Source organism: Nocardia sp. BMG51109, from assembly GCF_000526215.1.
Taxonomy (GTDB): domain Bacteria; phylum Actinomycetota; class Actinomycetes; order Mycobacteriales; family Mycobacteriaceae; genus Nocardia.
This window is the reverse complement of sequence record NZ_JAFQ01000004.1, coordinates 518,634-544,339: the sequence shown is the minus strand read 5'-3', so window position 1 is coordinate 544,339 and position 25,706 is coordinate 518,634. Positions and strand designations below refer to the sequence as shown.

26 protein-coding genes and 1 pseudogene are annotated in these 25,706 nt (G+C 69.5%); 12 read left to right on the top strand and 15 right to left on the bottom strand.

Annotated elements, in window-relative coordinates; all coding sequences use genetic code 11:
• Positions 1–61: 61 nt before the first annotated feature.
• The 3 genes from D892_RS0103865 (at position 62) to D892_RS0103855 (ending at position 3,595) form a co-directional block, all read left to right on the top strand.
• Entirely contained in the window at positions 62–856 is a 795-nt protein-coding gene (locus D892_RS0103865) for a TIGR00730 family Rossman fold protein (RefSeq protein ID WP_024799988.1), read from the top strand.
• A complete protein-coding gene (locus D892_RS0103860) occupies positions 850–1,407 on the top strand; it encodes a TIGR00730 family Rossman fold protein (protein WP_024799987.1) in 558 nt (185 codons plus the stop codon). The genes D892_RS0103865 and D892_RS0103860 overlap by 7 nt, the downstream gene beginning before the upstream one ends.
• Before the next feature lie 421 nt (positions 1,408–1,828).
• Positions 1,829–3,595: a long-chain-acyl-CoA synthetase gene (locus tag D892_RS0103855; protein ID WP_024799986.1), complete on the top strand. Its 1,767-nt coding sequence runs from the start codon at positions 1,829–1,831 to the stop codon at positions 3,593–3,595.
• 28 nt (positions 3,596–3,623) lie between these two features.
• Here D892_RS0103855 and D892_RS0103850 read toward each other — a convergent pair whose 3' ends face one another.
• From D892_RS0103850 to sigE, 7 genes are all read right to left on the bottom strand, one after another.
• Positions 3,624–4,553, bottom strand: a complete 930-nt coding sequence (locus D892_RS0103850; protein ID WP_024799985.1) for a glucosyl-3-phosphoglycerate synthase — start codon at positions 4,551–4,553, stop codon at positions 3,624–3,626.
• The gene (gene folP, locus D892_RS0103845) at positions 4,550–5,428 is read right to left on the bottom strand and encodes a dihydropteroate synthase (RefSeq protein ID WP_024799984.1); all 879 of its coding nucleotides are present in this window, start codon (positions 5,426–5,428) and stop codon (positions 4,550–4,552) included. The genes D892_RS0103850 and folP overlap by 4 nt, the downstream gene beginning before the upstream one ends.
• 39 nt (positions 5,429–5,467) lie before the next feature.
• Positions 5,468–6,304 (bottom strand): hypothetical protein, encoded by an 837-nt coding sequence (locus D892_RS0103840; RefSeq protein ID WP_024799983.1) that lies wholly within the window; start codon positions 6,302–6,304, stop codon positions 5,468–5,470.
• Positions 6,305–6,456: 152 nt separating this feature from the next.
• Positions 6,457–6,864, bottom strand: a complete 408-nt coding sequence (gene tatB / locus D892_RS0103835) for a Sec-independent protein translocase protein TatB (RefSeq protein ID WP_369801807.1) — start codon at positions 6,862–6,864, stop codon at positions 6,457–6,459.
• Positions 6,865–6,951: 87 nt separating this feature from the next.
• Positions 6,952–8,520: a trypsin-like peptidase domain-containing protein gene (locus D892_RS0103830; protein WP_024799981.1), complete on the bottom strand. Its 1,569-nt coding sequence runs from the start codon at positions 8,518–8,520 to the stop codon at positions 6,952–6,954.
• 10 nt (positions 8,521–8,530) lie between these two features.
• A complete protein-coding gene (locus D892_RS0103825; protein ID WP_024799980.1) occupies positions 8,531–8,995 on the bottom strand; it encodes a zf-HC2 domain-containing protein in 465 nt (154 codons plus the stop codon).
• 62 nt (positions 8,996–9,057) lie between these two features.
• The gene (gene sigE / locus D892_RS0103820) at positions 9,058–9,714 is read right to left on the bottom strand and encodes an RNA polymerase sigma factor SigE (protein WP_024799979.1); all 657 of its coding nucleotides are present in this window, start codon (positions 9,712–9,714) and stop codon (positions 9,058–9,060) included.
• A gap of 472 nt (positions 9,715–10,186) precedes the next feature.
• Between sigE and D892_RS0103815 the strand changes: the two genes are divergently transcribed.
• The 5 genes from D892_RS0103815 to D892_RS0103795 all read left to right on the top strand — a co-directional run bounded on the left by D892_RS0103815 (position 10,187) and on the right by D892_RS0103795 (position 15,021).
• Positions 10,187–10,834 carry an O-methyltransferase gene (locus D892_RS0103815; RefSeq protein ID WP_024799978.1) on the top strand — a complete coding sequence of 216 codons (648 nt, stop codon included), beginning with the start codon at positions 10,187–10,189 and terminating at the stop codon, positions 10,832–10,834.
• A gap of 177 nt (positions 10,835–11,011) precedes the next feature.
• The gene (locus D892_RS0103810; RefSeq protein ID WP_024799977.1) at positions 11,012–11,665 is read left to right on the top strand and encodes a TetR/AcrR family transcriptional regulator; all 654 of its coding nucleotides are present in this window, start codon (positions 11,012–11,014) and stop codon (positions 11,663–11,665) included.
• A 24-nt stretch (positions 11,666–11,689) separates the two neighbouring features.
• Entirely contained in the window at positions 11,690–12,631 is a 942-nt protein-coding gene (locus D892_RS0103805) for an ABC transporter ATP-binding protein (protein WP_024799976.1), read from the top strand.
• Positions 12,628–14,286 (top strand): ABC transporter permease, encoded by a 1,659-nt coding sequence (locus D892_RS0103800; protein ID WP_024799975.1) that lies wholly within the window; start codon positions 12,628–12,630, stop codon positions 14,284–14,286. Before D892_RS0103805 ends, D892_RS0103800 begins: the two co-directional genes overlap by 4 nt.
• Before the next feature lie 513 nt (positions 14,287–14,799).
• Entirely contained in the window at positions 14,800–15,021 is a 222-nt protein-coding gene (locus D892_RS0103795) for a hypothetical protein (RefSeq protein ID WP_024799974.1), read from the top strand.
• Positions 15,022–15,039: 18 nt separating this feature from the next.
• On the opposite strand, the gene glgC is transcribed toward D892_RS0103795, so the two are convergent.
• Positions 15,040–16,254, bottom strand: coding sequence for a glucose-1-phosphate adenylyltransferase (gene glgC / locus D892_RS0103790; protein WP_024799973.1), 1,215 nt, complete (start codon positions 16,252–16,254; stop codon positions 15,040–15,042).
• Between the two features lie 491 nt (positions 16,255–16,745).
• On the opposite strand from glgC, the gene glgA reads away from it, so the two are divergent.
• Positions 16,746–17,915: a glycogen synthase gene (glgA, locus tag D892_RS0103785; RefSeq protein WP_024799972.1), complete on the top strand. Its 1,170-nt coding sequence runs from the start codon at positions 16,746–16,748 to the stop codon at positions 17,913–17,915.
• A gap of 30 nt (positions 17,916–17,945) precedes the next feature.
• Here glgA and D892_RS0103780 read toward each other — a convergent pair whose 3' ends face one another.
• From D892_RS0103780 to D892_RS46350, 6 genes and pseudogenes are all read right to left on the bottom strand, one after another.
• Positions 17,946–18,176: a ribbon-helix-helix domain-containing protein gene (locus D892_RS0103780; RefSeq protein ID WP_198036823.1), complete on the bottom strand. Its 231-nt coding sequence runs from the start codon at positions 18,174–18,176 to the stop codon at positions 17,946–17,948.
• 35 nt (positions 18,177–18,211) lie between these two features.
• Complete coding sequence (locus D892_RS0103775; protein ID WP_051498980.1) at positions 18,212–19,078, bottom strand: putative RNA methyltransferase; 867 nt, start codon at positions 19,076–19,078, stop codon at positions 18,212–18,214.
• Positions 19,079–19,093: 15 nt separating this feature from the next.
• A complete protein-coding gene (locus tag D892_RS44810; RefSeq protein WP_019929283.1) occupies positions 19,094–19,261 on the bottom strand; it encodes a DUF3117 domain-containing protein in 168 nt (55 codons plus the stop codon).
• Positions 19,262–19,441: 180 nt separating this feature from the next.
• Positions 19,442–20,020: a DNA-3-methyladenine glycosylase I gene (locus tag D892_RS40310; protein ID WP_369801728.1), complete on the bottom strand. Its 579-nt coding sequence runs from the start codon at positions 20,018–20,020 to the stop codon at positions 19,442–19,444.
• An 883-nt stretch (positions 20,021–20,903) separates the two neighbouring features.
• Positions 20,904–21,189, bottom strand: a pseudogene (locus tag D892_RS40305) (DivIVA domain-containing protein); the annotation flags it as partial.
• Positions 21,190–21,309: 120 nt separating this feature from the next.
• Positions 21,310–21,498, bottom strand: coding sequence for a hypothetical protein (locus tag D892_RS46350; RefSeq protein WP_156959364.1), 189 nt, complete (start codon positions 21,496–21,498; stop codon positions 21,310–21,312).
• 389 nt (positions 21,499–21,887) lie between these two features.
• Here D892_RS46350 and D892_RS40300 point away from each other — a divergent pair, with 389 nt between their 5' ends.
• On the top strand, positions 21,888–23,180 hold the full coding sequence (locus D892_RS40300) for a hypothetical protein (protein ID WP_024799967.1): 1,293 nt from the start codon (positions 21,888–21,890) through the stop codon (positions 23,178–23,180).
• Positions 23,177–24,100, top strand: coding sequence for a phosphotransferase family protein (locus D892_RS0103745; RefSeq protein ID WP_024799966.1), 924 nt, complete (start codon positions 23,177–23,179; stop codon positions 24,098–24,100). The genes D892_RS40300 and D892_RS0103745 overlap by 4 nt, the downstream gene beginning before the upstream one ends.
• Positions 24,101–24,198: 98 nt before the next feature.
• Here D892_RS0103745 and D892_RS0103740 read toward each other — a convergent pair whose 3' ends face one another.
• Positions 24,199–24,411, bottom strand: coding sequence for a hypothetical protein (locus tag D892_RS0103740; protein ID WP_024799965.1), 213 nt, complete (start codon positions 24,409–24,411; stop codon positions 24,199–24,201).
• A gap of 736 nt (positions 24,412–25,147) precedes the next feature.
• Between D892_RS0103740 and D892_RS43430 the strand changes: the two genes are divergently transcribed.
• A complete protein-coding gene (locus D892_RS43430; RefSeq protein ID WP_024799964.1) occupies positions 25,148–25,645 on the top strand; it encodes a hypothetical protein in 498 nt (165 codons plus the stop codon).
• The last annotated feature ends 61 nt before the right edge of the window (positions 25,646–25,706 follow it).

The window sequence follows — 25,706 nt, the reverse complement described above, 5'->3', positions numbered from 1 at the left end:
CTCCGCGCCACGGGCCCGCGACCCGCCAGCAGACGCAACCGAACCCAGTAATCTGGGCCCCATGTCCACCGACTCCGAGCCCGTACTGCCCAGATCGCCGAAGTCGGCACCGAAATATCGCGGGCCGATAATGCTGCGCCGCGACCGCAAGGACGGGACCGGAACCACCGATCAGCACCTGCTGGACGGCCGCGGCCCGACCGACTGGGTACACACCGATCCGTGGCGGGTGCTGCGCATCCAGAGCGAGTTCGTGGAGGGCTTCGGCGCGCTCGCGGAGATACCCAGGGCCGTCGCGGTTTTCGGTTCCGCGCGCACCCAGGCCGACACGCCGGAATATCAGGCCGCGCGGGCCCTCGGCGGCGCCTTCGCGCGCTCCGGATACGCCGTGATCACCGGCGGCGGGCCGGGAGTGATGGAGGCGGCCAACCAGGGTGCCTCCGAGGCCGGCGGGTTCTCGGTCGGGCTCGGCATCGAGCTGCCGATGGAGCAGGGCCTCAACGAGTGGGTGGATCTGGGCATCAACTTCCGCTACTTCTTCGCCCGCAAGACCATGTTCGTGAAGTACTCGCAGGCGTTCATCTGCCTGCCGGGCGGATTCGGCACCCTGGACGAGCTGTTCGAGGCGCTGACGCTGGTGCAGACGCGCAAGATCACCCGCTTTCCGATCGTGCTGTTCGGCACCCGGTACTGGTCGGGCCTGGTCGACTGGCTGCGCGATTCGCTGGCCGGTTCGGGCAAGATCTCGCCCGGTGATCTGGGGCTGCTGCACGTCACCGACAGCGTGGACGAGGTCGTGGACATCGTGCTGCGCAGCCGCGGCGAGACCGCGCCCGGGACGGAGGATCCGTGGTGACCGAGCGGCGGTACGCGGTCTGTGTCTACTGTTCGGCCAGCGCCACCGATCCGGCCCAGTTGCAGCTGGCCGCCCAGGTCGGCACCGAGATCGCCCGGCGCGGTTGGCAACTGGTGTCCGGCGGCGGCCACGTGTCGATGATGGGCGCGGTGGCCACTGCGGCCCGCGCCGGCGGGGCGCCCACGATCGGCGTGATCCCCAAGCAGCTGGTGCATCTGGAGGTGGCCGACGTCGACGCCGACGAGCTGGTGGTCACCGACACCATGCGCGAGCGCAAGCAGATCATGGAGGCGCGCGCCGATGCCTTCCTCACCCTGCCCGGCGGTGTCGGCACGCTGGAGGAATTCTTCGAGGCATGGACCGGCGGCTATCTCGGCCTGCACGACAAGCCGCTGGTCGTGCTCGACCCGCACGGCCACTATCGCGGGCTGTTCGAGTGGCTGGACGGCCTGCGCGAGGGCGGTTTCGTGGGGACCAAGGCCCTGAACCGGGTGACCGTAGCCGCAGACCTGTCGGTCGCGTTCGACGCGCTGAGCGCCCAGCGGGACTGATGGCCTCCGTCGTCCGGGTGGGTTGCCACTTCGCGTCGTCCGGGTGGACTGCTACACGCTGGTCGTCCCGGCGTGTGCCCCCTGCCTCGTCATCGCGGCGTGTGCCCCCTGCCTCGTCGTCCCGGCGTGTGCACCCTCCTTCGTCATCCCGGCGTGCTTTTGGCCGGGATCTCACCCCGGATTCCGGCCAAAAGCACGCCGGAATGACGAGCACGCCGGAATGACGAGCACGCCGGAATGACGAGTAGGTCGGGTAGTGAGAGAGTCGAACGGTGGGTGGTCCGGGTGGCGAGTGGCTGAATGATGTGAGTGGGGACGATGACGAGTACGCGGGTATGACGAGACTGCTTGCGTATCAGGCGTGCCCGGGCTGTGTGGGGATGGGTGTGCCGTGGATACCGAGACTGCTGTGGAGGATTACGTGACGGACGCGCGGAACCGAGTCACCCTGCTCGATCTGGTTCGGGGGCTGCCGGCGATGCTGCCGGATGCGCCCGGCATGATCCGCGGCGCGCTCGGCATGCGGGTGCGGCCGGACGACCGGTCGTCGGTCGGGCGGTATTTCGAGCGCGCCGCGGGACGGCATCCGGACCGGCCGTTCCTCCGGTTCGAGGGGAGCGAATACACCTACGGCGAGGCCAACGCCGAGGTCAACCGCTACGCGAGCGTGCTGGCCGAGCACGGGGTGCGGCGCGGCGACGTGGTCGGGGTGCTGATGACCAACCGGCCGGAGACGCTGCTGGTGGTGCTGGCGTCGGTGAAGTTGGGCGCGACGGTCGGCCTGCTGAATCACCATCAGCGCGAACACGTGCTGGCGCACAGCTTCGGGCTGCTGGACAGCCGGGTGAACGTGATCGGCGAGGAGTGCCGCGAGGCGCTGGATTCGCTGCCCGAACCGCCGGAGCATCTGCTCCCCGCCGAGCGCCTGCACGAACTGGCCCGCTCGGCCGATGCCGCCGACCCGCCGGTCTGCGCCGATATCCGGGCCCGGGAGAAGGCGTTCCTGATCTTCACCTCGGGCACCACGGGCCTGCCCAAGGCCAGCGTGATGACGCATCTGCGGTGGACCAAGAGCATGGCCGGACTGGGCGGTCTCGGCATCCGGCTGCGCGGCGGCGACACGCTGTACTGCTGCCTGCCGCTGTATCACAACAACGCGCTGACCGTCGCGCTCGGCGCGGTGCTGGGTGCGCGCGCCACCCTCGCGATCGGCCGCAGGTTCTCCGCCTCCGGATTCTGGGACGAGGTGATCGCCACCCGGTCGACCGGGTTCATCTACATCGGCGAGCTGTGCCGCTATCTGATCAATCAGCCCGAGAAGCCCGCCGAGCGCGAGCATTCCGTGCGGCTGGCGGTCGGCAACGGGCTGCGGCCGGAGCTGTGGGACGAATTCCGGGAGCGGTTCCGGATCCGGCGGATCGTCGAGTTCTACGGTTCCAGCGAGGGAAATTCGGCCTTCATCAACGCCTTCGGGGTGCATCGCACGGCCGGTTTCGGACCGCTGCCGTACGCGGTGGTGGAGTTCGACGAGGAGACCGGCAAGGCGAAGCGCTTCCCGGACGGCCGGCTGCGCCGGGTGCGTTCGGGCGGGGTCGGGTTGCTGCTGTCGAAGGTGACCGGCCGCTCGCCCTTCGACGGCTACACCGACCGGTCGGCCACCGAATCGAAGCTGGTGCGCAACGCCTTTCGCGACGGCGACGTCTGGTTCGACACCGGCGACCTGGTGCTGGACCAGCGCTGGCGGCACATCGCCTTCGCCGACCGGCTCGGCGACACCTTCCGCTGGAAGGGCGAGAACGTCGCCACCACCGAGGTGGAGGGCGCCTTCGACGGCGTCGAGGAGATCACCCAGGCGGCCGTCTACGGCGTGCAGGTGCCCGGCGCCGACGGCAAGGCCGGCATGGCCGCGGTGACGCTGCGGCCCGGCGCCGAATTCGACGGTAGGGCGCTGGCCCGGCGACTGTACGAGCGCCTGCCCGGCTACGCCGTCCCGCTGTTCGTCCGGATCGTCGCGGAACTGGAGACCACCTCGACCTTCAAGAGCCGCAAGGTCGAACTCCGCAAACAGGGTTACACCCCGGACGACACCAGCACCCTGTACGTCCTCGCGGGCCGCACCGACGGCTACGTCCGCTACTACGACGGCTATCCCGAGGAGGTGGCGGCCGGCCGCGCGCCGGCGTCCTGATTCGCGCGCGGCCGGCCCGATCCGGACCTCAGGCGGCGACCTCGGCGTGCCGCAGCGTATTCATCGGCGGCCGGTCGGCCAGCGACACCTCGGTGGTCAGCGCGGTGAATTCGTCACCGACCAGCGGGAACTGGGTGAGCGCGGCACCGGAGTCGCGCACTCCGCTGCGGCCCAGGACCGTTCCCAGAATCTGCCGGCTCATCACACCCAGATCCGACAGCGGACGGTTGCGGTGCGTGCGCACGCCCAGATTCACCTGGCCGATGGCGGACAGGCCGAGCAGATCGTGGGTGTCGAGCAGCAGGCCGATCTCGACGCCGTAGCCGGGGGCGAACGGCACCGCGGTGAGCAGTTCCCGGGTGCCGGCGTACTCGCCGCCCAAGGGCTGCAACACCTTCGACAGATCCGGCCGCAGCGCCGACAGCAGCGGCCGCGCCACCAGCTCCGTGACCCGGCCGCCACCGTTGTGGTCGATCGAGTCGCCGTGCCGCAGCGGGCGGCGGTAGTAGGCCTTCACCAGATGCATGCCCTCGACGGTCAGCAGCGGGCCGAGCAGCCGGGGCACGAAGCCCGGATCGGGATCGATCAGGTCGGAGTCGACGAAGGCGATCAGGTCGCCGGTGGTGGCGGCCAGCGAGCGCCACAGCACCTCGCCCTTGCCGGGCGCCGGCTCCAGCTCCGGCACCGCCTCCTCGCGGGTCACCACCTCGGCCCCCGCGGCGCGGGCGCGTTCGGCGGTGGCGTCCGTGGAGCCGGAATCGAGCACCACCAGTTCGTCGACCAGCGTGCCGAGCAGCGGCCGGATGCTGGCCACCACCTCGGCCACGGTGCGTTCCTCGTTCAGCGCGGGCAGCACCACCGAGACGGTGCGGCCCCGCTTGGCGGCGACCAGTTCGTCGACCGTCCACTCCGGGCTGTCCCAGGTATTGGTGAGCGCCCAGTCAGTGCCTGTTGTCATACCAGACCTCGCAGAGTTCGTGCGGGGGGCCGGATGCCCTGGATTGCCGCGATCATGTCCACCACGCGCCGGGTTGCGGCGACCTCGTGGACCCGGAAGACCCGGGCGCCGGCCGCGGCCGCCCATGCGGTTGCCGCCAACGTCCCCTCCAATCGCTCGGATAGGCCGACACCAAGAGTCTCTCCGATGAAATCCTTGTTGCTCAGCGCCATCAAGACGGGCCATCCGGTGTTTACAAGAACGTCTGCCGCCCGCAACAGTTCGAGCCCCTGATAGGTGTTCTTGCCGAAATCGTGGGTCGGATCGATCACGATCGAGTCCTTGCCCACCCCGGCCGCCGCGGCGTTCTCGGCGGAACGCACCAGGGTCTCGGTCACCTCGCTCACCACGTCGGCATAGCGCACCCGATGCGGCCGGGTGCGCGGCCGGGCGCCGCCGGTATGGCTGCACACGATGCCCGCGCCGTGGTCGGCGGCCACCGTGACCAGGTCCGGATCGGCGCCCGCCCAGGTGTCGTTGATCAGGTCGGCGCCCTCGGCCACCGCCGCCCGCGCCACCTCGGCGCGCCAGGTGTCGATGCTGATCAGCAGGTCGGGGTAGCGTTCGCGAATGGCCGCCACGAACGGCACCACCCGGCGTGCCTCCTCGGCCGGATCCACCTCGGCGCCGGGGCCCGCCTTCACGCCGCCGATATCGACCAGGTCCGCGCCCTCGTCGACGGCCCGCGCGACCGCCGCCATCGCGGCCTCGTCGGAGAAGGTCGCACCCCGGTCGTAGAAGGAATCCGGCGTGCGATTCACGATCGCCATCACCAGCGCCCGATCCGTCGCCACCGATTTCCCGCACAGCGTGGACAACGGCGGCGTCGAACTCATGCTCCCGACTGTACCGACCCCTGTCCCAGCCGGGTGCCGCTACCTTTCGTGCCGGTAGATCGGCGTGAGCAGGTCGGCCTCCAGTGGTTCGCCGGTGCTGCGGTCGTAGCGCACGCCGACGACGGAGGAGAAGGGGAGCAGCCCGGCCCGCTCGTGCAGCGTGGCCAGGCGGGTGGCGAGCAGGCGGATGGCGCCCAGCGAGCCGGGCGGATGCAACCCGTCGAGCACCAGCACCGTGCCGCGGCCGTCGGGACGGGGCAGGCGGGCGAGGTAGGCGATGTCGTAGGGTTCGGTGCCGCCCGGACGGTACACCCGGCGCGCGGCGCGGTCCTCGATGCCGCGCCGCACCCGGCCGGCCCGGGCGACGGTGCGGCGCAACCGCGGATCGGAGGCGGCCAGATAGCGCAGGCTCGGCGACAGTTCCGGACCGCCCAGCACGATCAGGCCGTCGCGGTCCAGATCGAGCGGGCGGCCGGGCAGGAACCGCTCGACCGAGGCCGAGAACCCCAGCTCCCGCAACAGTTCCACGAGCCGATGCGGTGCGGCCGGATCCGGCGCGCCGACCAGCGGTGCCGTGCGGGTCGTGCTGCGCACATCGGGCGCGAGGATGGTGAGCGGGCCGTGCCCGAAGAACAATCCCTCCGGCACCGGGCCCTGGGTACTCACCTGATGAATCCGCGCGCGGGAAAGCCCCGCCGCCGCACCGATTCTGGCGAAGGTCCAGCCCTCGGCATGCAGTTCCCGGATGACGGCGCGCCGAATTCGGGTGAGCTCGTTGATGGTCTGCTGGGCCTGGGCGACCCCTTCGGTGGCAGCCTTGAGGCGCTCGACCTTATCCTCGATCGCGAACACTCGTGCCACCTCATCGGCCGACATGTGCGCAGTCTAGATAGCTCGACAGCCGAATGTGTCTAGCCCTGTTGACAAAGCGCTCCGGCCTGCGTCGGAATTGCGGAGAATTGTTCCGATCGGCACCAAACCCGGCAACCGGAATCACCGGTGGTCACGACCGAAAAAGGGCGGCTCGGCTAGGTAGCGTCGAAATCGATCGGCGGTTTCTCGTTCCGCGCGAGCGGTTTCGGTGGCTCCGGGGGTGAATAGGCAGACGGCTGTGAATAATCGGAACTATTGGACGTACTGGACGGTTTGTCGAAGTTTCCGGTGAACAGTGAATCGTCGCCGTTCAGTAGATGTCTGGTCACCGCCGCCCGCGGTGTCATCCCGCGGAACTGGTCCAGGGGCCGGCGCAGCTCGTTGATCTCCTGCAGCGGCTTGCGGATCTCGTCGAATTCCGGACCCAGGTCGTTACGCAATTGGCTGGTGGCGCCGTTGGCATAGTCGCGCACCTGCCGGAGGCTCTGCGCGGTCCACCGGATCGCACCCGGCAACCGATCCGGGCCGAGGATCACCAAGGCGGCGACCACCAGGATCACCATCTCGGGCCAGCCGATGTTGAACACGTAATCAGACTACCCGGGCCGGCGGGGCGCCGACCCGGGCAGTCCGTTCGGGTCCCGCCGGTGTCAGTCGGATTGCAGGGTGACGGGGAAGGTCACCTGCCGGCCGTCGCGGACCAGCTGGACATCCACCGTCTCGCCGATCCGGCGCGACTGCACCGCGACGGTCAGCTCCTCCGTGTTGGTGATGTCGCGGTCGCCGACCTTCACGATCACGTCACCCTCCGCGATGCCGGCCTTCGAGGCCGAGCTGTCGGCCTGCACGTCGGCGACCTGCGCCCCGCTCATCGCGTCGTTCTCGACGCCCTTGGTGCGCGCACTCACCCCGAGCGTGGCGTGATGCACCGAGCCGTCGCGGATCAGCGTCTGGGCTATCCGCTGTACCAGATCCACCGGAATGGCGAAGCCGAGGCCGACCGATCCGCCGCTCTCGCTGCGGATGGCGGTGTTGAGACCGACCAGCCGGCCCTCGCCGTCGACGAGCGCGCCGCCCGAGTTGCCGTGGTTGATCGCGGCGTCGGTCTGCACGGCGTCGAAGGCGCCCGCGGTGTCGTCGCCGGGTTCGGAGGGTTCCTGCATCGGCCGGTTCAGCGCGCTGACGATGCCGGAGGTGACGGTCTTGGTCAGGCCGAGCGGCGATCCGATCGCGAGCACGTCGTCGCCGACCCGGACATCGCTCGACTTGCCCATCCGGGCCACGGTCAGATTCTTGACGTCGACCTTCAGCACCGCGAGGTCGGTCTTGGGGTCGCGGCCGACGATCTGCGCCGCGGCCTTGGTGCCGTCGTTGAAGATCGCCTGGATCTTGCCCTTGCCCGACTTGTCCAGTGCCACCATGGAAATCACGTGATTGTTGGTGACGATGTAGCCCGCGCCGTCTATCACCACACCCGAACCGATGGCGCCGTTGTCGCCGACGGTCTCGCGGATCTGCACCACCGACGGCAGCACCGCGTCGGCCACCTGCGCGACTTTCCCTTGCGGCTTGTCCGAGGCGCCTTCCTGCTCCAGGGAGACCTTGCGGGAGGTGAGCGCCGCGGTGGTGTCGCCGGTCAGCCGGCCCACGAGACCACCGGCCACGCCGATCACCAGGGCGACCACGGCCAGGATGGCCAGCGCGGCAGGTGCCACCCGCTTACCGAACAGCACCTCGCGGGCGGTGAGCCGGGAGGCCGGGGGGAGCGGCCGGTCCTGCTGGGTGGTGATGGCCGGCGCGCCCATCCGGGCGGCGGTATCCGGGTCGCGCCACGGATCGGCCGGTCCGGCCGGCGGCGCGGTGTCGGTGTCGGCGTCCGGATCACGTTGCAGCAGTTCGCTGGAGCCCTCGGGGCGGCCGAATGCCTCGGCCAGTACCGCGTCGGGCGGCCGGTTCACCAGTTCCGGGCCGTCGTGGCGCGGCTGCTCGGCGGGGCCGGCGGGCGGGGTCGAGAACGAGCCGCTCTGGCCGTTGGGACGGCGGAAGGCGCGCGCGGTGTGTTTGTCTATGTCGGGCCGATAGACCGGTCGCGGTCCCAGGACGGGCGCGTCCGGCGGCCTCAGGTTCCCCCGTTCGGCCGCCGAATTCGACACAGCGTCTGTCGCCGACTCGCCGGGCTGTTCGGGTTGTGATCCGGTGTTCGTCGATTCGGTGGTCACGTGTCGAACTCTACTTGCGCCACCATCCGGTCCACCGCCTGCTCTCCGGAGAGAACTCGCGATCGGTGGACACGAAACGGAACGAATCCCCGCGCGGGTCCGGGAAACTCGATCCGCGCGTCATCTCGTCCATCGCACCGGGAAGATTTGCCAACGGAATTCGGCTCAGGCTGTCGGTGAGCGCCCCCGGCGCCGAGATCTGCCGTTGCGCCGCTCGGCGCAGCGCAATGCGCGCCTGTTGCTGGGCGTCGACCTCGGCCGCGCACTCGGGGCATTTGGCGAGATGCTCGGCCGCGCGCAAATAGGCGTTCATGCGCAACTCGCCGTCCACGTAGGCGGCTATCGCCTCGCTCGCCAGATGCTCGGTCGGAGCGAAACGTGCCGGGCGGCCGGGCCCGCGGCCCGCCGCTGCGCCGGGCCCGCGGCCCGCCGCCGTCCCGGACTCGCGGCTCGCCGCGGCGTCCTCGCCACCCATACGTGCACACCCTTCCGACGGACGAATACTGACGCCGGGCTCCGCCTCGGCACGGCGGTGTACTACCCGACCTTCTCGTCAGCGGCGAACCGCTGCTGCGCTCCATTATGCGCAAGGTGCTCGCGGAGTGCCTGGCGTCCACGGTGGATCCGACTGCGCACGGTGCCCAGTTTCACGCCGAGCGTCGCGCCGATCTCCTCGTAGGACAGGCCCTCGATATCGCACAGGACCACGGCCGCGCGGAACTCCGGAGCCAGCGAATCCAGTGCCGACTGCAGGTCCGGATCCAGGTTGGCGTCGTGATAGACCTGCTCGGGATCGGGGCCCTCGGAGGGCACCCGGTCGTAGTCGTCGGGCAGCGCCTCCATCCGGATCCGATTCCGGCGGCGCACCATGTCCAGGAACAGGTTCGTGGTGATGCGGTGCAGCCAGCCCTCGAAGGTGCCCGGCTGGTAGTTCGACAGGGAGCGGAAGACCCGGATGAACGTCTCCTGGGTCAGATCCTCGGCGTCCTGCGGATCGCCGGTCAGGCGGTAGGCCAGCCGGTAGACCCGGTCGGCGTGCTCGCGGACCAGTTCGTCCCAGGACGGCATCATGGACCGGTCGCCGGTGGCGTCGAAGGCCGCGGTGCCGGACAGGGATTCGTCGTCCTCGTCGGCGGCGCCACCCATCTCCTCGGCGGCGGTGCCGTCAATATTCTCGGCGGCGGTGCTGTCCATATTCTCGGCATCGGGCGCGAGGTCCGGGTGCGCGAGGTTCTCGGGTTCGGGCGGGACTACGCCGGTCTCGGATACGGTGGATGTCGCAGGGTCGCTGCTGTCCGCCGCGGGCAGTGCATACTCGGCCGAACCGCCGGCGACCGGCAGGCCCGACTCGGGCAAGGTGGCGTAGTCACGCGCCGCATCGACCATGTGGATGGGATTACCTCCTGCTCGGGACCGTGGTCGGCGCAAGTGCGGCGGGTGGGTTCACTCACCTGCCGCGCACCGGGTACAACCGCGGACCGGGGTGCGGTGTTCCCGGGCGTCGCCCGTCGGTCGGTCGGCCTTTGCGTAGCCCTTACTCTGTCGGGTCCCGATGTGTCGGTGGTGTGGGGATGCTGAGGGACACCTGAGAAAATGGCGGACGCGGTCACGACCGCTTGCCCGTCGATCGCGACGCGGGGTGAGTTTCGCCGTTAGCCTCATAGCCGTGAGCCAGACACCCGCGGCATCGGCCGCGCAGCGCAACCTCGCCTACGTCGAGGAATCCGTCGCCGAGGACGAGATTCTGCTGGCCGCGCGCGAGCGGGCCACGGAGCTGGGGGCCGCGCCGGTGCCGCCCTCGGTGGGCGCGCTGCTGAGTATGTATGCCCAGATGTCGGGGGCGCGGGCGGTGGTCGAGGTCGGCACCGGCGCGGGGATCAGCGGACTGTGGCTGCTCGACGGCATGCGCGAGGACGGCACGCTGACCACCATCGACTCCGAGCCGGAACATCAGCGCGCGGCGCGCGAGGCGTTCCGCGCCGCCGATATTCCGCAGGCGCGCACCCGGCTGATCAACGGCCGCGCCCTGGACGTGCTCCCGCGCCTGGCCGACGGCGCCTACGACCTGGTGTTCGTGGACGCCACGCCGCTGGAGCACCCGCAGTACGTCGAGCAGGGGGTGCGCTTGCTGCGCGAGGGCGGTGCGATCCTGCTGCACAATGCCCTGCTCGGCGGCCGGGTGCCCGATCAGTCGCAGCGCGATCCGGCCACGCTGGCGGTGCGCGCGGCCACCCGGACGGTGGCCGAGGATCCGCAGCTGACCAGCGTGCTGATTCCCGTGGGGGACGGCCTGCTCTGCGCCTCGCGCGGGTAGCGAACGCGGACGACCTGCTCCGTCCGCCGTGCGAGGTCTCTCCGGGCTCGCGCGGGCGCCTCGCCATCCGATCATCCGACCATTTGATGTGTTGCTGACCTGCGGCTATGGCGTTCGAAAATCGTTGCGCGAAAAGTCTTGCGTGCCGATTGAACGACTGTTTAGTATATTGAACATGTGTTCAAGGGAGCAGCCGTACCGGAAGGATCCGCCCAGGATCTGAGCACTCGCGCCCGCATCCGGGACGCCGCCGTCGTCGTGTTCGGCGAGGAGGGGTTCGGGGTCGGTGTTCGGGCAATCGCGAAGGCCGCGGGAGTCTCGCCCGGGCTCGTCAATCACCACTTCGGGTCGAAGGACGGGCTCCGGGAGGCGTGCGACGAACACGTCCGGGAGATCATTCGCTCGGCGAAGACCGAGTACGTACAGCATCCCTCGCCGGCCGCGACGCTGCAGGCGCTCGCGGAGATCGAGGAGTACGCCCCGCATATCGCCTACCTGATGCGTTCCTTCCAAGCCGGGGGCCCGCTGATGGTGACGATGTTCGAGCAGATGAGATCCGACGTCGAGGCATACCTCACGATCGGGGTCGAGGCCGGAACCTTGCGGCCCCCGATGGATCCGAAGGCGACGGCCAACTACCTGGCGGTACAGAACGGCGGCGGGTTCTTCTTCTTCCTGCAGCTGTATGCCGCCCGGCACGACGGAAAGCTCGACTACCGAAAAGCGCTGCGCGAGTACGCCGACCAGATGATGCTGCCGGCGGTCGAAGTCAACACTCATGGACTGTTCACCGATTCGACGATGCTGGACACCCTGCTCGCCGATCGGTGACCCCCGATCTCACAAGGAGATTCGATGTCATCCGCGATCGTCGTCCGAGATCTGCACAAGCATTTCGGACAGGTTCGCGCCCTCGACGGCCTCGACCTCGAGGTCGCCGAGGGCGAGGTGCACGGCTTCCTCGGCCCCAACGGCGCCGGGAAATCCACCACCATCCGCATCCTGCTGGGCATCCTGGCCAAGACCTCGGGCGAGGCCCAGGTGCTCGGCCGTGACCCGTGGGCCGACGCGGTCGGCCTGCATCACGAAATCGCCTACGTCCCGGGCGATGTCACGCTGTGGCCGTCGCTGTCCGGCGGCGAGACCATCGACCTGCTCGCCCGGATGCGCGGCGGTATCGATGCCGACCGCCGGGAGGAGCTGATCGAACGGTTCGAGCTGGATCCGCGCAAGCGGGCCCGCACCTATTCGAAGGGCAACCGGCAGAAGGTCGCGCTGGTGTCGGCGTTCTCCTCGAACGCCAACCTGCTGCTGCTCGACGAGCCCACCTCGGGCCTGGATCCGTTGATGGAACAGGTTTTCCGGGAATGTGTGCGCGAGGCGGTCGACCGCGGGGTGACCGTGCTGCTGTCCAGCCACATCCTGTCCGAGGTGGAGATGCTGTGCGAACGGGTCACCATCATTCGTTCCGGGAGGACGGTGGAGAGCGGGACGCTCGCGGAGATGCGGCACCTGAGCCGCACCGCGATCACCGCCGAAATGCTCGGTGACCCAGGTGATCTCAGCAGGATTCCCGGCGTCGAGGACGTCACCGTCGAGGATCACACGCTGCGCTGCCAGGTCGACGCCGAACATCTGGGTGAGCTGATCCGCACACTCGGCGATGCCGGTGTGCGCAGCCTGGTCAGTCAGCCGCCGTCGCTGGAAGAGCTGTTCCTGCGCCACTATTCGCTCGACGGGGACGATTCCGCCGACGCAGCCGATTCGTCCCGCCGTTTCGCGGAGGTCACGAAATGACCACTGCCACCGTCGCGCGCCCGCACTACGGGTTCTCCGAATCCCTGCGCGGCGCAGCGGATTTCACCGGAACACTGCGGTTGCTGCGACTGTATCTGCGGCGCGACCGGATCGTGCTGCCGCTGTGGGTGCTGCTGCTGTCGGCACCGCTGGGCACCACCTATGTCAAGAGCGTCGAGAGCGTCTATCCCAACGAGGCGGACCTGGCCGGATTCGCGCGGATGATCCTGTCCAGCCCGGCTCAGCTGGCCATGTACGGCCCGATCTACAACACGACGCTGGGTGCGGCCGGTATGTGGAAGGCCGGTGCGTTCCACTCGCTCATCGCGATCGCCACGATCCTCACCGTCATCCGGCACACCCGTGCCGAGGAGGAGACAGGCCGCGAAGAACTGCTGGCCTCGACGCGGGTGGGGCGGTACGCGAGCCTCACCGCCGCGCTGATCGTCGCATGCGGTGGTGCGCTGGCCGTCGGCGTGATCGCCACCGGCAGCATCACGGCCGCGGGCGTGCCCGCCAACGGCGCGCTGGCATTCGGGCTCGCCGAGGCCGCCTCGGGCATCGTGTTCGCCGCTGTCGCGGCGGTGGCCGCGCAGCTGAGCGCGAACGCCCGCACCACGCGGGGGATCGCCTTCACCGTGCTGGCGGTGACCTACGTGCTGCGGGCGGTCGGTGACGCCCGCGCCGGTGACGGTCCCACCAACGTGCTCACCTGGCTGTCGCCGCAGGGCTGGTCGTTGCAGGTGCGTCCGTTCGCCGGTGACCACTGGTGGATCCTGTTGCTGCACACGGTGACCGCGGTCGTGCTGATCGGGGTGGCGTACGCGCTGCTGGCCCGGCGGGACCTGGGCGCCGGGCTGATCTCGGAGCGGCCGGGGGAGCCCGCCGCCGGGCCGGCGCTCGCCGGGCCGTTCGGGCTGGCTTGGCGGCTGCAGCGCGGGACGCTGCTGGCGTGGGCCGTCGGGCTCGGGCTGTACGGGCTGCTGATCGGCAGCGTGGTCAACGGTATCGGCGACCAACTGGGTGACAGCGAGACCATGCGCGACATCATCGCCCGGATGGGCGGCTCCGAGGTGCTCGAGGATTCGATGGTCACCATGGCCTACACGCTCATGGGCGTGGTGGCGGCGGCCTACTCGGTATCGGCCGCGCTGCGGATGTATTCGGAGGAGACCGCCGATCGTGCCGAGGCCGTGCTGACCGGCGCGGTGGGCCGGATCCGCTGGGCCGCTTCACATCTGCTGTATGCGGTGGCCGGGCCGGTTGTGCTGCTGGTGGTTTCCGGTGGGATCGGCGGGCTCGTCTACGGCATCGCCGCGCACGACATCGGTGACAAGCTGCCGCGGGTGCTGGGTGCGGCGCTGGTGCAGCTGCCGGCGGTGTGGTTGTTCACCGGCGCGACGGTGCTGCTGTTCGGGCTGCTGCCGCGCTGGACGCCGGTGGCGTGGGGAGTGTTCACGGCGGGTATCGCGCTGTTCCTGCTCGGCGCGATCTCCGGTATGCCGCAATGGGTGATGAACCTCGATCCCTACAGCCATCTGCCGAAGCTGCCCGCGGCGCCCTTCACCGCCACACCGGTGGTGATCCTGGTGGCGATCGCGGCCGCCCTGATGGCGGTGGGCCTCATCGGATTCCGCCGACGCGACCTGCGCTGAACCATCCGGAACTCCCCTCGGTCACGTGGCCGGGGGGAGTTCCGGCGTAGGTGTCGTAGGCCGTACCGGTGGAGATTCGGTTCCTGGACCGGTACCGATTCGTTCGAGTCGCCGGTACGTGCGACGCCGATGCGGAATGCCGGCGCTGTCGTCCATGCCGATATGAGTAGCCCTCCCGCACAGTCGTTTCGGTCGATGACGGGCGTCCCGTCCCGCCCGATGGTCGTAGGGCAGTTCGGGGTTGACGCCACCCGGACCCTGGGCCGCGTTCCGGTCGACCTGCCGGGCCGGTGGCCTTGGAACGTCGGCACCTGGTCGGCGCCGGGGCGACGGCTCGCACGGCCGTGCGGCCCACGCGACGGGTGTGATCCCCGATCCGCAGGGCTCGGCACAGTCTCGTGATCAGTGCGGACGGCGTTCTCGGTGGGAATCGGCTCGCGTTGTCGGGCGGTGCGGTTGCGTCGACCGATAGGATTGAGGGAGTAGGTGTTTCGCTAGCGCTGGAGGCGTGGGGTGGTATTCGGACGCGCGGTATTCATCGAAGTCGCGCCACGGAGCTGGCTGGTGCTGGCGCTCGTGATGCTGGGCTTGCTGGTTTTCGTCGCGTTGCTGGTGCTGTTGCTGGTCAACGGGAGCGACGTGGACGATCCTTCCAAGGCCCCGGCGATCACCCACGGCTCGTGCTCGCCCTTCTGCACGGCGACGGCGCCGGCGCCCGCACCGGTGCCGCGCTGAGCACCCGGCGTCGCCGGGTCAGACCCATACGCCCTTGCCGACGGTGACCACGCCGCCGTTGCTGACGGCGAACCGGTCGCGGTCGCGGTCCCCGTCGACGCCGATGATCTCGCCCTCGCCGACCATGACGTTCTTGTCCAGGATCGCGCGCCGCACCACCGCGCCGCGGCCGACCCGCACGCCCGGCATCAGCACGCTGCCCTCCACGGTGGCGCCGTCCTCGACGAACACATTGGACGAGAGCACCGAATTGCGCACGGTGGCCGCCGACAGGATGCTGCCGGCGCCGACGATCGACTCCTGCGCCAGCCCGCCCTGCGCGAACTTGGCCGGCGGCAGGTTCTCCGCCGCGCCGCGGATCGGCCAGTGCTTGTTGTAGAGATTGAAGATCGGGTGCACCGACACCAGATCCATGTGCGCGTCGTAGAACGCGTCGATGGTGCCCACGTCGCGCCAGTAGCCGCGGTCGCGGTCGGTGGAGCCGGGCACGTCGTTGCTCGCGAAGTCGTAGACGGCGGCCTCGCCCTTGCCGACGAGCGACGGGATGATGTCGCCGCCCATATCGTGATCGGAGTCGGCATTGTCGGCATCGGCGCGGATCGCGTCCACCAGCGCCTTGGTGCTGAACACGTAGTTGCCCATGGACGCGAAGGTCACGTTCGGATCGTCGGGGGTGCCTGGCGGATGGACGGGCTTCTCCAGGAACTGGGTGATCCGCCCGGCCTCGTCGGAGTCGATGCAGCCGAACGAGCCGGCCTCGCTGCGCGGCACCCGGATCCCGGCCACCGTGACACCGGCGCCGGTATCGATGTGGTGAGTCACCATCTGCTCGGGATCCATCCGGTACACGTGGTCGGCGCCGAACACCACGATGTAGTCGGGGGCCTCGTCGTAGATCAGGTTCAGCGACTGCATGATCGCGTCGGCGCTGCCGGTATACCAGCGCGGGCCCAGCCGCTGCTGGGCCGGTACCGGGGTGATGTACTCGCCGCCGAAGCCCGACAGCCGCCAGGTCTGCGAGATGTGCCGGTCCAGCGAATGCGACTTGTACTGGGTGAGCACGCAGATCCGCAGGTAGCCGGCGTTGACCAGATTGGACAGGACGAAGTCGATGAGCCGGTACGCGCCACCGAACGGGACCGCGGGCTTGGCGCGGTCCTGGGTGAGCGGGAAGAGTCGCTTGCCCTCACCACCGGCGAGCACGATCCCGAGTACGTGCGGCTGGCTCCTCACAGGCCCAACTTACCGCCGACGAGCCGACGGAGTGGTCACCACGGAGGTGAACGATTAGGTTGGACCGGGTGAGCTTCGGCGCCGAGAGCGAGCCATCCGTGCCGCGCGAGCCTGCGAGCGAACCCTCGACACCGCGCGATCCCGAGAGCGAATCGTCCACACCGCGCGAGTCCGCGAGCCAACCGTCCACACCGCCCCGACCCGCGAGCAAGCTGTCCGCACCGCCGCGTGGGTCGGCGAGTGAGCTGTCTGTGTCGCGTGGGTTGGCGAGTGAGCTGTCTGTGTCGCGTGGGTTGGCGAGTGAGCTGTCTGTGTCGCGTGGGTTGGCGAGTGAGCTGTCTGTGTCGCGTGGGTTGGCGAGTGAGTCGTCTGTGTCGCGTGGGTCGGCGAGCGAGTCGTCCACATCGCGTGGGACTACTGTGAGCGGGCCGTCTGCTCGGCGGGAGGCCGGGAACGGGCGGGAGCCGGTCGAATCGCAGCGGGCCGACCGGCTGCGGGTGGCGATGGTGACTCGCGAATACCCGCCCGAGGTGTATGGCGGCGCGGGGGTGCACGTCGCTCATCTCGTGCCGCAGCTGCGGCGGCTGTGCGAGGTCACCGTGCACTGTATGGGCGTGGCGCGCACGGATGCCGTGGTGCACCAACCGGATCCGATGCTGTACGCGGCCAATTCGGCGCTGCAGATGATGTCGGCGCAGCTGCGCATGGCCGATGCGGTCGGCGCGGTGGACGTGGTGCACTCGCACACCTGGTACACGGGGCTGGCCGGGCATCTGGCCGCCACGCTCTACGGGATTCCGCACGTGCTGACCGCGCATTCGCTCGAACCGCGCCGGCCGTGGAAGGCCGAGCAGCTGGGCGGCGGCTACCGGTTGTCGTCGTGGTCGGAGCGCAATGCGATGGAGTACGCCGACGCGGTCGTCGCGGTCAGCGAGGGCATGCGCCGCGATGTGCTCGACGCCTATCCGACCGTCGATCCCGAACGAGTTCACGTGGTGCACAACGGCATCGACGCGCACACCTGGCGTCCGGGTGGTCCGGTGGACGATGCCCGCGATGTGCTCGCCGAGCTGGGCGTGCGCACCGACGCGCCGATCGTCGCCTTCGTCGGGCGGATCACCCGGCAGAAGGGTGTCGCGCACCTGCTGGCCGCGGCCCGGCGGTTCGATCCCAACCTCCAACTGGTGCTGTGCGCGGGCGCGCCCGACACCCCGCAGCTGGAGGCCGAGGTCGCGGCGGCGGTGACGGAGCTGGCCCGTGCCCGCGGCGGCGTGTTCTGGGTGCGGGATATGCTGCCCACCGAGCAGGTCCGCCAGATTCTCTCGGCGGCAACGGTATTCGTGTGCCCGTCGGTCTACGAGCCGCTGGGCATCGTGAACCTGGAGGCGATGGCCTGCGGCACCGCGGTGGTGGCCTCGGACGTGGGCGGTATCCCGGAGGTGGTCGCCGACGGCACCACCGGCCGCCTCGTGCACTACGACGGCGACGCGCCCGAGGAGTTCGAGTCGGCGCTGGCCCGCGCGGTCAACGCGATCGCCGGCGACCGGCTGTTCGCCGATTCACTGGGCGCCGCCGGCCGCGCCCGCGCCATCGCCGAATTCGATTGGTCCCGGATCGCCGCCCAGACCGTCGACCTCTACGACCACCTCCGCAAGGGCTGATATCCCGGCAGGCAGCGGCGATGAAGAAGTTCACTGCCCCTGGGCTTCGTCCGGTGACCAGCCTGCGGTGGCTGCGAATTCGGGATCCCCGGAATCGAACGAGGGCCACGGCCGGGTCCGCCGTCGGCACGACGACCGCAGCAACATGAGATCGATGCCCTCGCGAATGAGATCGGACTTGGATCTGCCGGTTGCCTCCGTGACGCTCTCGAGACGGGCGGCCTGCTCGGCTTCGAGGTACACACTCGTCTTCGACTTCACAGACGTAGGGTGCCACGTCGGGCGGTGGTTTGCGTCTATCGCGCCCGATAGGTCGTCACGGTGACCGATGCTGTCACCTGCATTTCATCCGGGAGGGTAGCTATCCGGCCGGTGCGCTCGGTGGCCGCGTGGTGGGCAGACGGGCCCATGGCCGCCACGTTCGTGATCGCGGTGTGGTCGAGGGTCATGGTGTATTCGACGGGGGTGCGGTCGATCGCGGTGAAGTGGCCGGACAGGGCGGCGGTGAGCCGGTCGTCCTTGGCCGCGTCGACGCTCACCATGCCGAGCGGGGTGATCAGTTCGGACAGGTGGCGCGGTGTCGGGGTGGCGATCACGAACACCCCGCCGGGGGCGAGCACCCGGGCCACTTCTTCCGGGTTGCGAGGGGCGAACACCGACAGCACGTGGGTCAGCGCATCGTCACGTACGGGCAGGCCGCGCCAGGCATCGGCCAGGACCGAGGCGGCGCGCGGGTGCGCGCGGGCGCAGCGCCGGGCGGCGGGTTTCGACACGTCCACCGCGATTCCGTGCGCCTCCGGCGCGGCGTCGAGCGTCTCGGCCAGGTAATAGCCGGTTCCGGCGCCGATCTCGAGGATTGCGCGCGCGGGAGTGGTGGAGGTGACCGCGGCCGTCACGGCGTCGGCGATCGGTCCGAAATAACGGGCACGCTGGAAGGCGGCGCGTGCGTCCAGCATGTCGGCGGTATCGCCGGTCATCTTGGTCGACGCACCGGTCAGCAGGCTGACGTATCCCTGGCGGGCCAGATCGAAGGCATGCCGCCGGGCACAGGACAGCGAGCGGTCGTCGAGGGCCATGGCCGCTCCGCATTCGGGGCAGGCCAGCAGCCGGGCGATCGCGGCGAGCGGCAGGTGCGGGTCCGCTCGCGCCGGGTTCACCGGCATGGATCGAGCGAGCGGTTAACTGGTGACTTCGGTGAGCTCTTTACCGAGGGCCGCGGCCTCCTCCGGCGTGAGCTCGACGACCAGACGCCCGCCACCCTCGAGTGGAACCCGCATGACGATTCCACGCCCTTCCTTGGTTGCCTCGAGGGGACCGTCCCCGGTGCGGGGCTTCATGGCCGCCATCCTCTGCTCCCTCCAGATCCGCGCGGTCTGCTGCGCACTTTCTTGGAACTCGTGTTGTCACCAACAGGTAGCCCGAGTGCACGGACTGGCCGTGGTCGCGGGGCTACGCCACGACTATTCTTCCTCATCACGGAACTGGGCGGGTACCTGAGTTCGAAAACCGACCGCCGTGGCGCGTGTTCACCCGCGCACATCGACCCAGCAATCGGCCAGATGATCATTGACCATGCCGGTCGCTTGCATCAGGGCGTATGCCGTCGTCGGGCCCACGAAGCGGAATCCGCGGCGCTTGAGTTCCTTTGCGAGAGCGACCGATTCGGGAGTGGTGGCGGGAACGTCGGCGAGCGCGCGCGGTCGCGGGCGCGGGGCCGGCGCGAAGGACCAGAGCAGCTCGTCCAGCCCCGGCGCAAGCTGCTGGGCAACTCTGGCGTTGGCGATGCAGGCGTCGATCTTGGCGCGATTGCGCACGATGCCGGGATCGGACAGCAGGCGCTCGGCGTCGGCCGCAGTGTACTCGGCGACTCGATCGATGGTGAATCCGTCGAAGGCCGCCCGGAACGCCGGCCGCTTACGCAGGATGGTGATCCAGGACAGACCCGACTGGAACGCCTCGAGGCACATCCGCTCGAACAGCGCGTCGTCGCCGTGCAGCGGGCGGCCCCACTCCTCGTCGTGATAGTCACGATAGAGCTGCGACGACTCCGACCAGCCGCACCGTACCTTCCCATCGGTGGCCGTGATCTGCGGCGGAGCGCTCACTGCTCCGCCTGTCGATCGCCGGGACGCTCGTCGCCCGGCAGGGACCGGGGCGGCTGCACCTGCGGGGTCGGTGTCTCGGCCGGGGGAGAACCACCTGTCGCCGTGGCGTCGGATCCCGTACCGGAAGCAGGTTCGCGCCACGTCGGGACGGTCGGCCCGGTAGCCACCCAGCCCGAATCTTCGGTCCCCGCGTGCTCCGGGTTCGTCGTGCTCCGGCCCGAATCTTCTGTTGCCGCGCTGCCCGGCTTTCCGGTGGTATTGCGGTGCGCGTCTTCCGTGGTGGGGTGTCCTGGTGCGTCGGTCGTGACGCGGCCCGCGTAGTCCGTGGCGGAGCGGTACGCCTTACTCGCCGTGGAACGCCCCGAGTCTTCCGTTGGGGTGCGGCCGACGTTCTCGGTGAGGGTGTAGTCCGGGCTTCCGGTTGCGATGGGGCTGGGATTCTCCGCTGTGCTGTGGTTGGGGTCGTCAGCGGTGTGGCCGGGGATATCGGCGATGGTGTGGCCTGGATACTCCGCGGTGTGCCCCGGATGCTTCGCCGTGGTCCGGCCCAGGTCTGCCGCCGCAGGGTGGCCTGAGGGGTCCGCCGCGGTGTGGCCGGACGTCTCCGCGGCCAGGGACGGGGCGGGATGTGTGGCCGGCTCGGTGCTCGACGCGGCCGGTGGCGCGGTGGGTTCGGTCGTAGGTGCGTGTGGGGCTCGGGCACCCGTGGTCCACGGGTCGGGCGGGATGCCGGGCTGTGCGAAGGGATCGGGCCACGCTCGGGTATCGGTGCGGCCGTTGGGTGACCACGTCTGGCCCTGGTGTGCGGCGGACGAGGGGGCCGGGCTGGGGGCCCGGCTCTGCGACGGTGCCGCCTCGGGTGTCCGGACCGGATGGCCGGACGGCTCACCGTGCGCCTCGGCCAGTTGCCCCTCCAACTCGTCGATGCGGGCCGCCAGGCGGGTCAGCGCCCAGTCGACCTCACCTGCCTTGTAGCCGCGGAACACCTGCTGGAAGCGCAACGATCGCACATCGGCGCCGTGGATGCCGCCGGCCGGCAGCACGGTGGCCGTGGTGCCCTCCGGAAGCGGCCCCAGTTCCTCCCCGCGCCCGAACACGGCACTCGCCACCAGGAACAGCAGCGCGGCCACCAGGCCGACGATCAGCACGTACAACAGCAGCGTGAGCATACGCACGAGGATATGCGGCGGCCCCGACAGGTTCGACACCCCCGACGGTGCCGCGCGGACGCCGGCGCCGGCCCGCTTCCCCGGAGCCGGGCCGGCGCGCGGTGAGTGCCGACGGCCCGCTCATCTCTCCCCGGTGCGGCGGAAGCAGTAGGCCGAGGCCGCCAGATACTGCCGGCACCTGCCGCCGTGCCCGGCGTGTACGGCGAGGATGAACCGGGCCCGGTCGTAGGTCAGATCCGTGGGCTCGTGTGCGCAGTCGCGGCTGTCCATCAGCCACCTGTCTCGGATATCCGAGGACGGTGCGTTCATGGTGGTACCTCCCACTTGGGGTGCGGTGCGGCCGGTCCGGCGCTGGGTGCGGCGGCCGGTCCCGGCACTGGTGTGGTGCACCCGGTCCGGCACCGGTGCGTTCGGTCCGGCCTGAGTGCGGTGCGCCCGGTGCGGTACCGGGTGCGTCCGGTTCGGCACGGGGTGCGGGTGCATCCAGTGCGAGACCGGGTGTGGTGCACCCGGTGCCGCGAAAACCGTGGGTCTCAGGATCGCCGCCCGCGGTTCGGGTTCGTAGTGCGAAGGATTTATCGCTTCGGCACCGGGTGCGCCTTCAACTTTCGTCGTATTCGGTCCGTTGCGAAATCGCGCACCGTTGGCGTTGGTGTTGGCTTACTGTTGGCACACGGGCGCGAAACAGGGAGTTAACAATGGTGTTGGGTCGGCCCTGGACCGGATTCGAGGCCGTCGCCTTGCAGGAGGCGACCCGGAAGTCGGTGCGGGAGTTCGCCGCTCATCTCGGCGTGGAGATGACGACGGTGGCCAACTGGCGCGCCGGCCTGAGTTCGGTGACGCCGCGCCCGCTCACCCAGGAGCTGCTGGACACGCTGCTGGTGCAGGTCGGGGCCGAGGTGCGGGAGCGGTTCGAGCAGATCCTCGCGGAGGGTGAGCAGGCGCTGGGCTCCCGCCGCTCGCCGACCCGCCGGGCGGCGGTGTCGGTACAGGCGGAGCCGTCGGCCGGATACGACGTCGCCCTGATGTCCCGGCTCGACGAGGCCCGCACGGTCATCGATCGCACCCTGGCCGCCAGCACCATCGGCACCGCCATGGTGGATCTGATGGAGGAGCGGGCGGCCGGCCGGGTGCTCGCCTACACCCGCACCCCGCCGACGGAGGTGTTGTCCACCGTGTTGCCGGATCTGCTGGAGGTGCAGTCGATTTCGACCCAGCGCCAGCCGGCGGCGGTGCAGTCCCGGCTGTCCGAGGTCACCGCCGTACTGGGGCTGCTGATCGCCGACGCGCTGATGAAGCTCGGCCAGAGCGAGCGCGCCAACTACTGGTACGGCACTGCGCGGATGGCCGCCGACGACACCGCCAACCGGCGGCTGCGGGCGCGCGTGCGGGCCCAGCACGCGATGCTGCCGTATTACTATGGCAGCCCCGAACAGGCAGTGATGCTGGCCCGCTCGGCCCAGGCGCAATTGCCGGAGACCGCCGACGACGCGACCGCGCTGGCGGCCGCCGCGGAGGCGCGGGCGCTGGCCCGGCTCGGCGATGCCGACGGCGCCGACCTGGCGCTGACCCGCGCCCGGCAGCACATCGACGCGCTCGGCGACGCGGTATCCGACGAGGCGTTCCGGTTCAGCGAAAAGCGTTTGCTGCTCTACCAATCCGGCACCCTGACCAATCTCGGCCGGACCGCCGAGGCCCGCAGCGCGCAGGAACGGGGACTGCGGCTGTATCGCGGCAGCCCCGGCATCGTGGTCGATCCCGCGCTGATCGAGCTGGACGCGGCGATCTGCCACGCCCTGGACGGCGCCGTCGACGAGGCCTGCGAGCTGGCCACCCGGGTACTGACCACGCTGCCGCCGGAGCACCGCACCACGATCGTGATGACCCGGGCGGCGGCGGTCGTCGACGCGATACCCGAGCCCGGCCGCGGCCGGCGGACGGTCGGCGAGCTGCGCCGGTTGATGGCGGCCGGGGCGGGTGAGCCGCGATGACCACGGCGTCGGCGGTCGATCGCGCGGTCGTCGGTGAGTTCACCCCCGAGCGTACCCGCTGGATTCTCGAAAAGGCTTGCCGCCGAAGCGGTTTCGACGCCACCGGGGTGGAACTGATACGCCACCACACCAATGCCGTGTACCGCCTGGTGAGCGAGCCGATCGTGGTGAAGATCGACCGGCCGTCCGATGGCTCGGCGGCGCTCGATGTGGTCGCGCTGGTGCGCTGGCTGCGCGCCCGCGATGTACCGGTGGTGCCGCTGGCGGACGCGGTGCAGCCGCTCGAGATCGACGGCTGCGCGGTCACCTTCTGGCGCTATCTGCCGCAGCGGCGCGAGATCGTCGCGGCCGATTTGGCCGAGCCGCTGTCCCGGCTGCACCGGCTGCATCACCGTCCGGCGCAGTGGCTGCCTACGAACCATCTCGCCGACACCTTCGCGCGCATCGGATACGCCATCGACGCCAACACGATCCTGCCGCCCAGCGACCGCCGCCTGCTGCGCGCCGAGCGCAACCGGCTGGCCGCCCAGCGCGACACGATCTCCTTCCCGCTCCCCGAGGGCCTCATCCACGGCGATGCTCACCACCGGAACACTCTGTGGAACAACGCATCCGATCGTGGCGTGCTATGCGACTGGGAGAGCGTGGCGATCGGCCGCCCGGAATGGGACCTGGTGACGATCGAGGTCCACTGCCGCCGCTTCGCCCACGAACCCGCCGAGTACGACACCTTCTGCCACGCCTACGGTTTCGATATCCGCGACTGGCCCGGCTACCGCTGGCTACGCGACCTGCGCGAACTCCGCATGATCACCACCAACGCCTACAAGTCGACCCCGGGCTCGGCAAGCGCACGAGAAGTGTTGCGCCGCATAGAAGGCCTCCGCTCCGGCTCCTACACGACCTGGACCATCCTCTAGCCCGGTACCCCGACGGCGAACCCACGCCGAGCGTACATCGGGTACGGAAAGCCTCGGCGTGTCACAGCATCATTGCCCGCTCGCGACTCCTGCCGGGGTCAGCCGGCCGACGCCAGGCCGATCACGATGCCGATCACCCACAGGACCACGGCGACGATGCCGAGTATCTTGCCGGCCTTGGCCATACCGCTGTCGCTCTGGCTGCCGAGATGGATGGCGACCGGGCCGAGGATGATGCCGCAGACGAAGAATGCCAGGATGCCGCAGACCAGAGCGCCGACGCCCGCACTGCTGTTGCTGCTGGAGTTCATGGGTTCTCCAATGGTGTCGGGGCGGGGCCGGGTGGTCGGGGAAATCGGCGGTGCGACAACAGCACTGAGAGAAGTGTTCCATTTCCCGACCGGGGCCCGCGGGGTTTCCGTGTCGACAGCAGACTGGCACCAACGGCTTGGCAGTCCCTTAACGATCACCAGGCCCGTGCTCGGGGCACGACGTGGGTCGTGCCGACGGTTCGTTGCGGCATCTCCGATGTCCTGCAGGGCATTCCGCGATGGCCGCGTCGATCGCGCTCGCGACCGGTCGATCAAGCCCTGGCTGTCCGGCTCATCGAGAACGGCACGGGGTAAGCGGCGTCGGACGCGGCCTCGGTCCACACGCCGATCCGGCGATGCGCCATCGGCAACAGTCGCCCGAACGACGACGGCGGCATTCGCCACGCGCAGCCACCGGTCGGCTGCGCGGGAGTGTGCCGGGGACGTGTATCGCATTCGGAACTATTCTGAAAGTGGGACAGCGGTTTTCGTTTCCATGGGTGGCGTGGCTCCGCTCCCGTGTTCCGGCCGATCTCATCTGCCCACACCATCGATGGCACGAAATTCGGCGGCTGGTACCGGTAGCGCCGAGATGCGAACGTCGAGGCACAGGGAAATTGCGGGGGAATATCGCAATCGGACGTTTCCGGTCCGGTCGGCGTACAAATCCCATGTACGGGGGCGGTGATCCCGAGATTCCTTGTGCTAGCCAGTCGAGCAATCGAGGAGGTCAAGAATGTTGAAAGAGCCGATCGGCAAGTTGACGCTTGCGACGACGGGATTGTGCGCTCTCCTGATCGCGGCGGCGCCGCTGGCAAGCGCGCAGCCGGGAGACGAGGGTTCGCCCCCGGACGGAAAGGCCGGTGGCCCACCGGCTTCGACGGCCGGGGCCGAACCCGGAGATCCGGCGGCCCAGCAGGCGGTCGAGATAGTGGTCGACGGCGGGAAGTTCTCGGGATCGGTGTACTTCGCCGCTCCGGGATCGAATCACGGAGGGTTCGTATTCAGCGGCACTTCGGATGACACGTCGAATAATGACCAGGAGGTGTATCTGGAGGTAGCGGTCGAAGGGTACTCACCGAACGAGTTCCGCAACCCGGTGGACAAGGACAAGACGTGGAACCAGGTGGTGTGGGACCCCGCCGCCGTGCATACCGATCACGCGAGAATGCGCATCTGCAACTCCGACGCTTTCTGGGACACGTGCAGCGATTGGCGCTCCTTCACTCGGTGATGCGTTCCGACGACGGTCATGACAACGAAATCAGTGCCGGCGCGGCACCGGTCGCCCGGCG